Here is an 8,493-nt window from a genome sequence, read left to right on the forward strand (position 1 = left end):
TCACCTGGCCGTCCGGTCACTCCGCGCCCGCCGCCCCGCCTTCCCCATCTTCTGGGCCCCCTACCTTCATGTCGGCCCCTGAGGCCGGGGCAGGCTTCTGAGAGCTGACGGTTCCTTCGTGGGCCCTCCACTGGATCGTCCGGCCAGTCCCCCTCAGCGCCCTGGTCTCCGACGGGTGCGGCGCGTCCGGCGGGTGAGGGCACGGCCGAGGTACGCGGCCAACGACACGCCCGCCGCCGCACCTGCCATGAGTGCCCACGGACGGCGGGAGCGGGCGCGATCGGGCGGCGGCGCAGGGGCCCGGTTGTACTCCTCGTCGAGGATCTGGTGAAAACGACGTGCGCGCTTGGTTTCTGAGGTGCTCATACGTACCTGCCGGGCCTCGCGCCAGAAGGCGCGTCCGGGGTGCGCACTGAACATCTCCCGGGAAATGGCGCGCAGGCGCGTTTCGGGAAGCGCTCTCGTCTCGAAGGACATCTGCCACTCCGAGATGATCATGTTGATGTACATGAGCTGGCGCCGGGCCTTGCGGTCCTCGCCCGCCGGTACCGGGCCCCACGCCTCGTCGAGGTCGGGGTCGTCCATGGCCATCTTGAGCAGTTCGGCGATCGCGATGCGCCGCGCCTCCTCCCGCGCGATCTTCGTTTCCCGCGCCTGGAAGATGAGCGTGGCCACGATCCCGACCAGCGCCACCGCCGCGACCAGCGCCGACGCCGCGCCGTAGGTCTGGCCGATGAAGCTCGCCCGTTCCCATCGGGCGGTGGAGCCGTCGATCGCCCGCAAGCCCCAGGGCGAGGCCCCGATGAGGCCGAGGACCACAAAGGCGAGCAGGCCGAGGCCGAGTGTTCTCAGCCTCCGGCGACCCATGCGAACGGAGGACACCCGGGAACGATAGATCAAACCGCGGGCGCGGGCAGCCGGGCCACTTCCCGTTCGAAGAAGTCGAGCAGTGGTTCGCCCTTTTCGAATAGGCGGGAGATCTCGGTCGCGGCCGCCCTGATCGTCTGGGGCGCATCGATGCGTTTCGCGCCGCTCGGAGTCCAATCAGGCAGATAGCGGACTTGATAGAGGACGCGCCGTCCGATGATCACGACTTCGGGCAACTGGCCGCGGGCTTCGAGCGACGCGAGCTCGGCGGCCGGTAGCACGGACAGTTCGAAGCCCTCTTCCGCGAGCATTCGCAGCGCGTACAGTTCCCACTGGACGTATGGCGTCAGGGGCCGCTCGACCACGCGGACACGCTTGATCTTCAGGCCCCGGCGCCGGTTGTCGCGGGCCTCCGTGTGCACGGCTTCGCGGTCGTTCTCAAGGAGGGCCAGGGCGCGCCGCCAGTCTCCGGAGGAAAAGGCCTCCCAGCTGGGATCGTCCACTTCCCGGAAGGTCTGGGACCGTTCGAGCTTCCAGATCACGCCGCTCAGGCCTTCGACCTGGCAGGCGAAGTCGCTGTGGTAGGCGGCATGATCCAGTTCGTCGCCCGGGAGCCGCCGAATGCGGTCAAGCATCTCGGATATCCGGTTTGGCGGCGGCCAGCAGGCGGCCGGAGATGATCACAAGGCGCTCGTCGGGGCCGATGCGCACGCCGGGCGGAAGCCGGTCGCCGTACGCGCCGGTGGCATCGCGGCCGATCACGGCGATGTCGCCGTTGTCCAGCTCCCAGATCTCCGGGCAGTCCTGCGTCGTGCGGCTGTCCCCCACCTCGGCGGCCGTCTTGCCCAGACGCCGGCGGAACCCCGCGCCGGGATCGGCTTCCCATGGCCTGGTCATGATGTAACTCACTTCCAGTGGATGGCATCAGAAGAAATTTTCTCCCGGGATCGCTGAAGCGACAAGGACTGTCCACAATGTCCATTACGGGAGTGAGGTGCAGACAGTGGCGAATCGGGCAGCCGACGTCTTTGCGCAGACAGAGCGCGATCAGCACTCCTCGCCGGTCAACGGCTTTGCCGCGTTTCGACCCGCCCTTTTGGGAAATTTCGGCGAACGCGCGTCGTCCTGAGAATCTCCGGACCGGCCGTTGTCCGCTTTCGGCCACCGCGACGTGTGCGGGCCATCCGGTGGATCGTCTGGCTTGTCCCTCGCGGCACCGCGGGGTGCAGTGCGTTGCCGGTTGGTTATCTGGAGTCAGCTGATCCAGGTGTGGGCGTAGAAGCTGAGGGCTTCGGCATCGGACTTCGGGACGCCGATGATGCGGATCCGGCCGAACCAGGGGTCATCGGCCGCTCGGACGCACAGCTGGTCGGTCGGCTTGAGATCGCGGAGGTAGATCCTGGTCTGCCACGATCTGATCGACTCGCAGGTCGCCCTGGGCACGTCCGGTGACGCCGGGACCCTGGCGAGGCCGGCCCCTTCCGCCGCCAGCAGGTGATCGGCTTCCAGCCGGAGGTCGTTCTTCTCGTTGTCGGCGCCCTGCCGCCAGTAGGTGGTCCAGACGACCCTTGCCACAAAGGTGGTGCGCCGCAGATCGACCCGCCGCGCCTGCTCGTTCGGGTGGTCCTTCTCGTAGGCGTCAAGAGCGGCCTGCTGCCCCTGGGGTCCCTGCTCCGTCGGCTTACCGGAAGGGGATCGGCCAGGGCCTGGCACCCCCGGTGTCCCCTTTTCGGGCGGGCGCGTCGACGTTCCGCCTGTCGTGGGTGGAGGCGTGGGGGCCTTCGTTCCGGGCAAGGACACCGCCGACGAGGGTGCGGCCTCCGGGGAGCTTCTGGGCTCGTCGTCCGTTCTCCAGAGGTAGGCCGCCAGGCCCGCACCCGCGAGCAGCACCACGAGACCACCGACCGCCAGGAGAGTTCGCCCAGGCCAGGTAGCGCCCTCTACTCCGTTTCTCTGAAAGGGATGCCTTAAGGATTTCCCCGTCCCGGCCCCCGCTTTCGGCGGGGAGGGGACGGCTACGTAGGGTCCGCGGCGGTCTTAGTCCCGAGGACCGCCTCCGTCGTATCGGCCGCCTCATTCGCCGCGTTAGAAGCCGTCACACCGGCCCTCGCATCCGGAGCGCCGGACGGTCCCTCCAGATCACTCGGCTCAAGCTGGTGGACGTCGAATCCGGGGATGAGCAGATAGGCCTCCTCGGCGAACTCTTTCTCCCGGACCATGACCTCTCGAAAACGCGACGGATTCAGCGACGTGTGCTCGCCCAGAACGACGTCCCGGAACACCTGCCGCGAGAGGATCACCGCAAGATCCGCCTTGGACCGCAGCAATGCGGACCGCAACGGCGCGCTGTCGCACAGCCTGCTGACTTCGACGAGCCCTCTCCCGTTGTATCCGGTCGAGCCGGGCACCGCCGTTCCGTAGTGAATCGCGAGCCGAAGCCGCAGCCTGCCTTCCACCGCGTCCCCGTTGACCCGCCGCAGGGTCGCCGCCAGCTGGTGTACGAAACCGTCCACCACACGGGGCTCGGACTCGTCCGGCGGAAGGACCGACAGCTCTCCGTCCCCGGCCACCTGCCGATGCCACCCCGCGCGCTCCAGCCCCGCCCGCTCGGCGGCCTCGTCGAGTGCCGCCAGCAGCGCCCGATGGATATCACGCTGCCGCAGATCCGAGACCGACCCGTAGCCCATGACATCCACCGACAGCAACAGCCGCCGCGAGAAGTCACCCCCACGCGTCATTGATCCCCGCCTTCCCGCCTATTCCGATGCGGCTCGTATTCTGACATGGAACACAACGCCGGGACCGGGTTGTCGGCAAAGGCGAATCGGTCGGCCGAAGTCTCCGCGTGGAGAGGGACGATCGGCACTCCTGCCGGTTCACGGCTTGCCGCATAAAGATCCGCCCTAATTGGGAGATTTCGGCGAACACTTGCGGCCTGAAGAATCGTCCGGGCCGATCTATGTCCGCTTTCGGCCAGCCGAGGTATGCGACTCGCAGCCGCGACGACGGCAGGGTCAGCGAGCCTTTTCGACGGTTCAGGTGTCGATGGGTTCGGAGACGCACCGACAGGGACGGGCCACGTTGAGCGTGGCGGTCAGGGAGTCGATGAGCCGGTGCACCGGATATGGCTACGGACCGCCGGTCTTTGAGGAGCCGGGGGACGGACGAGCGCCTGAAGCTCTCCTGGGGGCGCGCTACCCGTCGTGCCGAGGACGGAGGGGGTTCCGCTCCGCCCATAACGGACCGAGGGGACGAGGCATGAGGCGTGTTCCGCGAGAAAGCCGTCCCAACACACGCCAGAAGATCCCGTGCTCAGGACGGTTAAGGGCCGCTCGCGTCCACCCATCCCCACCCGTTACTTGCCGTCCCGTCAAAACACAGCCGGTCTTGAAGTGAGCCCCGAGACCCACCTCAAGACCGGCGAGACGACCGGTTAACCCTGGTCAAGCTCTCCCTGCTTGATTCGCCCAACCAGCAACGCAAACTCCGCACTGGTCACATCAAGCCGTCCACCGTTCGGATTCTTGGAGTCCCTGATCCCAACACCGCTGACAAGTTCGCCAACCTCGACGCACATCTCGTCGGTAGAGCCACCGCTGTACGAGCTCTTGCGCCAGTTGATCGTCATGCGAACTCCTTCATGATCTTTTCGATCAGGGCACGGGATTCGCCTTCGGACGAGGCTTTCGCCCCGATCAACTCGAAGTCTATGGCGATCTCGCGAACCTCGGCCGCATCCTGGACCAACCGGCCACCGTGGAACGCGCCGGTGTAGGCGACTTCTCTGCGCTCCAAGCTCATGACCTGGAACGCCCCATCCAGCCCGAGATGCCAACCGGCCGATCGGGCGATGACCCGGATGCTTACCTTCGGACGCTCTCCCAGTTCCAGCAACCGCCGGAGCTGGGCCCTCATCACCTCGGGCCCTCCTACCGGACGGTCCAGCGTGCCCTGATCGAGGAGGACCATGATCAGAGGGTGGTCCTCCCTTCCGGTGATCAGCTCCTGCCGCGCCATTCGTGCCGTGAGGGCCTTCTCGAGGTCGTCGACGCGGGCCATCGACAGGCCAGCGCGGGCATAGTCCTCGGTCTGGAGCGGAACGGGAATGATCTGCCCCTGGTAGATACGCAGGATCTTTGCCTTCACCTCGTACTCGACGCTCTGGCGGAACCAGTCCGGGCTGTGCAGCGACCGGGCGAACCCGAGCAGTCGCTCGAAGTGCCCTCCCGTTTCCCAGGCCTGGTCGAGGGCCTTCGCCTGGTCCATGTCGATGCACGCGCGCCCTGCCTCCAGGTTCGCAACATGCGATCGGACGCAGTTGATGATCCGGCCGACCTGGGTACCGGTGAACCCTCGCTTCTGCCGATAAAACCGCAGGTCATAGGCCAGCCAGGCGTAGAGCGAGGACGCGGGATCGATCTCGTCGGCGGCGCTCATTGACATCTCCCGGGGGTTGAGATGTTTACGAATACAGCTCACCCTACTCACAGATCGTGATCCTGGAGGCACGAAACGTAAATCTCTCCAGGAAGGAGCGGGCGAGCGATGATCGCGACGCCGGACTGCCTGCTCATCACGATGCCGGCCTCGAAGGCCGCGCCGGGTATGGCACGCCAGCTCACCCAAACGCGTCTATACATGTGGGGATATGGGCACATTTTGGACGATGCATTCCTGATTGTCTCGGAATTGATCACCAACGCCCTGGCCGCCACGCCCGGCATGGAGATCCGCTACCAGTGCAGCCGCGACGTCGCCGGCGTCCTCCTGGCCGTCTGGGACGCCAGCCCGAAGAGCCCGCAGATCCTCCCGATGATCGACATGACGCTCGACACGCTCGACATCTCCGAGGAGCACTGGGACGACAACGGCGGACGCGGCCTGCCGATCGTCGCCGCCCTCACCATCGACTGCGACCACTCCCCCGACCCGTCCGGCGGCAAATGGGTCTGGGCCCGCCTCAAGCCCTGACTCCCAACGCACCCACTTGCGGCGTGTTACCTCAACGGCTCACCCCACGAGGCAACACGCCGCAACCTAACGTCCGCCCCACCCTCGCGCCGACCTCCCGCAAGTCCGGCCCTACCGACAGGGTCGGAATCGGTCCGACGAGCTGACCTTGATCCACCGAAGCAGCCAGCCGAATCGGTCACCGGTCAGAATCAGCCGCGCACCATCCGGATCCTTGGAATCCCTGATTCCTATACCACCGATCAAGCCGGCCACTTCAATGCACGCTTCATCGTTGATCGCCCCGCTGTGGGAGCTCTTTCGCCAACCGGTCTCCACTCGACACCTCCGACACTCGGGGAGGCGGACCTAGACCCGTTGCCAACGTTCTCGACCAGACGACCAACAAAAACCGACGCCGACCTTCCCACCACGATCGCGCGGACGAGCCCTCGCCATCAGCTGTCAGGCGTCCACCCCTCAGCCTTAGCCCGCTCCAACCGGTCCGAGAACACCGCATGCGCCTCCCGATACTCGGCTTCCCGATCCGCCTTGTAGAACGGTGCCTCGTAGCCTTCCGGCGGTGCCGTTCCTACCGGATCTTCCAAGTATTTCTCAAGGTCTCCATAAACTTCTTTCGCTTGGCCGATACCACGCGAATTTGGGTTCTGTGCGATCTTAGCGCCACAACGGTCGAACCAGATCGCAGATTCATATCCCGAAAGCTGCGGAAACCTCGATCTGTATATGGCGATGAGTTCCTCAATGTCAAGGCCGAGCCATACCGCAACAAGGGAATCCAACTCCACAAGCGCCGCTCTCCGAGCATACTCCGACCGCACGGGCCCGGCCTCAGTCCACTCGGAAGCGACATCTCCGAGAGAGGAAATGTGCGGCCACTCAACCGCCCATTCCTCTTCCTGCCATTCAGCGGCATAGAGTTCATCCCATAGCTGCTTATAGGCACTCGTCAGGCAATTGAGCCGCATTGTCCGCAGCAGTAGAGCGGTCGCCAGCGGATGGCTCTCTGCCGGCACCGGCATAAATCTAGCAAGGCCGATATCAAGATGAGAAACACCCGTTATTCGAAGAAGGTAGTCAAGCGGCAAGGCCGACCAGAACCCTGCGATCAGAACCGTAAAGCGATTATTGGGCATGACAAGACTACGCACGCCATGAACGTGTGTCGGCCCCGGCGGGAACACGGCCGGATGAAGACTTCGTTCATTGTTGTTTGGAATCATTTCACGCCAGAAAAGCCGATAAAACTTGACGTAACTCTGGCGAGACTGATCCGATGTGCTGTGATCAATCCAAGCGTCATGAGATTTCAGAAAGGATTCATTCTCCACGAGAGGTATGTACTCAGACGATGGAATGGCATGTCGCTCGAGCTTGGTCAAATCTTGGGGCTGACCCTTGTTGCCGGTGTTCGGAGGCTGCTTAAAGAAGGGTGTGGCCACACTAAATTGCGCACCCTTGACCACGACACCTTCCCACCTGGGCGGGGAGTTCACACCCCATCCAATAAGCCCAGAGTCTTTAGCGCCTTTCTCATGGAACCCAGAGCTGAACTGTGGCCGGAAATCACCAAGGCGATGCGAAACCCTCCCAAGGGTCTCGATCGCGCCCTGTTCGGCAGTGCTTAGCGGATAGAGCAGTTTTGTTTCCTCAAGTGCGAGACGCTCGTCACCTGATAGCTTGGCCCAGTCCTGCAATACTGATCTATTAACATTGACTATTCGAGCCCGATGTGGACGCTCGTCCCAGGCTCCACCGACTCTGATTCCCGGAAGAATCCCAGAGCCATCATGACGGAATGATTCCAGGAGAGCAGACGGATGAAAAAGCCAGCTCAGGTGCTCAAAGCTCAATTCCTTCCGGAGCACACCATAGATGTGAAGGCCAAAGTGAGTATCCCGACTCACTGGAGGCGGAAAGAAGCGATTTCCAGAGTTGGCGAAATCTCCATGGATCCGGAGCCGCATGTAAGAGGCCGCCCGCAGTCGCCGCTCACGACCACCGGTGAGGTGGGTGTCCGGGTGCAGCATCCCCGTGATCCCACGCGTATGAGAATTGGCCCATGCGCGAATCATGAAGGCCCTGTAGAAGTCTGGCTGAGTACCAACGAGAAGCTCGTATGTCGCAACTGAAGAAAGGAACTCCGACGCCCCACTAATATTTACCCGCTCATTGAGTACATACATCCGGTGAGCGCGCACCCTAGTCACTTCGCGTTCTCGGGTCTCCCAATCAGCAGTCGATATGTTGTCGGCGAGCATGAACCATGGCTCAACCTCAGCAAGGGTCTCGGGCTTGCGCCATATGGGCTGGACCCAGGGTGGGTTGCCTACCTGGAGGTCGAAGCCGCCCTTGTGGAAGATCTGGGCGAACTGGAGTTCCCAGTGGAAGAAGCCCTGTTGGGCTGCGATTCCGTCGTCAGGGTCCGTGATGGTTCGGAGCCAGGGGAAGCGGTCCAGGAGGCGGTCGGGTGAGTCCATGCCCATCCAGCCGGGGATCTGGTCCTCGAACTCGCTGAGTTTGTCCAGCGTCAGCTCGTCGTCGGCGCCCAGCGTGTCGTCCGTGTTGTCGGCGCTGCCGAGGAGGGCCTCGGCGAAGTCGAGCCAGTCGTCCAGGTCGGCCAGCGGGATCACCGGGCGGCGCTCGACGCGGGTG

Annotated in this window: 9 protein-coding genes and 1 pseudogene; 1 reads left to right on the top strand and 9 read right to left on the bottom strand. The window is 64.0% G+C overall.

The features are described from left to right. Positions 1-153: 153 nt before the first annotated feature. The 7 genes from E1287_RS40265 to E1287_RS40295 all read right to left on the bottom strand — a co-directional run bounded on the left by E1287_RS40265 (position 154) and on the right by E1287_RS40295 (position 5,304). A complete protein-coding gene (locus tag E1287_RS40265) occupies positions 154-882 on the bottom strand; it encodes a DUF6082 family protein (protein ID WP_131970914.1) in 729 nt (242 codons plus the stop codon). A 14-nt stretch (positions 883-896) separates the two neighbouring features. After that, the gene (locus E1287_RS40270; RefSeq protein ID WP_131970916.1) at positions 897-1,502 is read right to left on the bottom strand and encodes a DUF6879 family protein; all 606 of its coding nucleotides are present in this window, start codon (positions 1,500-1,502) and stop codon (positions 897-899) included. After that, entirely contained in the window at positions 1,495-1,764 is a 270-nt protein-coding gene (locus E1287_RS40275) for a hypothetical protein (RefSeq protein WP_131970930.1), read from the bottom strand. Before E1287_RS40275 ends, E1287_RS40270 begins: the two co-directional genes overlap by 8 nt. A 357-nt stretch (positions 1,765-2,121) precedes the next feature. Further along, a complete protein-coding gene (locus tag E1287_RS40280) occupies positions 2,122-2,580 on the bottom strand; it encodes a hypothetical protein (RefSeq protein ID WP_131970918.1) in 459 nt (152 codons plus the stop codon). Positions 2,581-2,882: 302 nt separating this feature from the next. Continuing rightward, positions 2,883-3,605 (bottom strand): hypothetical protein, encoded by a 723-nt coding sequence (locus tag E1287_RS40285; protein ID WP_131970920.1) that lies wholly within the window; start codon positions 3,603-3,605, stop codon positions 2,883-2,885. A 695-nt stretch (positions 3,606-4,300) separates the two neighbouring features. Beyond that, complete coding sequence (locus tag E1287_RS40290) at positions 4,301-4,495, bottom strand: DUF397 domain-containing protein (protein WP_131970922.1); 195 nt, start codon at positions 4,493-4,495, stop codon at positions 4,301-4,303. Beyond that, positions 4,492-5,304: a helix-turn-helix transcriptional regulator gene (locus tag E1287_RS40295; protein WP_131970924.1), complete on the bottom strand. Its 813-nt coding sequence runs from the start codon at positions 5,302-5,304 to the stop codon at positions 4,492-4,494. The genes E1287_RS40290 and E1287_RS40295 overlap by 4 nt, the downstream gene beginning before the upstream one ends. A gap of 108 nt (positions 5,305-5,412) precedes the next feature. Here E1287_RS40295 and E1287_RS40300 point away from each other — a divergent pair, with 108 nt between their 5' ends. Next, the gene (locus E1287_RS40300) at positions 5,413-5,838 is read left to right on the top strand and encodes an ATP-binding protein (RefSeq protein ID WP_207934752.1); all 426 of its coding nucleotides are present in this window, start codon (positions 5,413-5,415) and stop codon (positions 5,836-5,838) included. Between the two features lie 111 nt (positions 5,839-5,949). Here the strand turns inward: E1287_RS40300 and E1287_RS40305 are convergent, their stop codons facing one another. Together E1287_RS40305 and E1287_RS44410 are read right to left on the bottom strand one after the other, a co-directional pair. Then, positions 5,950-6,156 (bottom strand): DUF397 domain-containing protein, encoded by a 207-nt coding sequence (locus E1287_RS40305; protein ID WP_131970928.1) that lies wholly within the window; start codon positions 6,154-6,156, stop codon positions 5,950-5,952. Positions 6,157-6,275: 119 nt separating this feature from the next. Then, positions 6,276-8,493: pseudogene (locus tag E1287_RS44410) on the bottom strand (class I SAM-dependent DNA methyltransferase); the annotation flags it as partial.

Source organism: Actinomadura sp. KC06 (assembly GCF_004348735.1).
In the GTDB taxonomy this organism is placed as follows: domain Bacteria; phylum Actinomycetota; class Actinomycetes; order Streptosporangiales; family Streptosporangiaceae; genus Spirillospora.

Coding starts and splice junctions, on each gene's coding strand:
- E1287_RS40290 (WP_131970922.1), bottom strand. CDS start 4,495: ATGACGATCAACTGGCGCAAGAGCTCGTACAGCGGTGGCTCTACCGAC.
- E1287_RS40270 (WP_131970916.1), bottom strand. CDS start 1,502: ATGCTTGACCGCATTCGGCGGCTCCCGGGCGACGAACTGGATCATGCC.
- E1287_RS40275 (WP_131970930.1), bottom strand. CDS start 1,764: ATGACCAGGCCATGGGAAGCCGATCCCGGCGCGGGGTTCCGCCGGCGT.
- E1287_RS40300 (WP_207934752.1), top strand. CDS start 5,413: ATGATCGCGACGCCGGACTGCCTGCTCATCACGATGCCGGCCTCGAAG.
- E1287_RS40285 (WP_131970920.1), bottom strand. CDS start 3,605: ATGACGCGTGGGGGTGACTTCTCGCGGCGGCTGTTGCTGTCGGTGGAT.
- E1287_RS40295 (WP_131970924.1), bottom strand. CDS start 5,304: ATGAGCGCCGCCGACGAGATCGATCCCGCGTCCTCGCTCTACGCCTGG.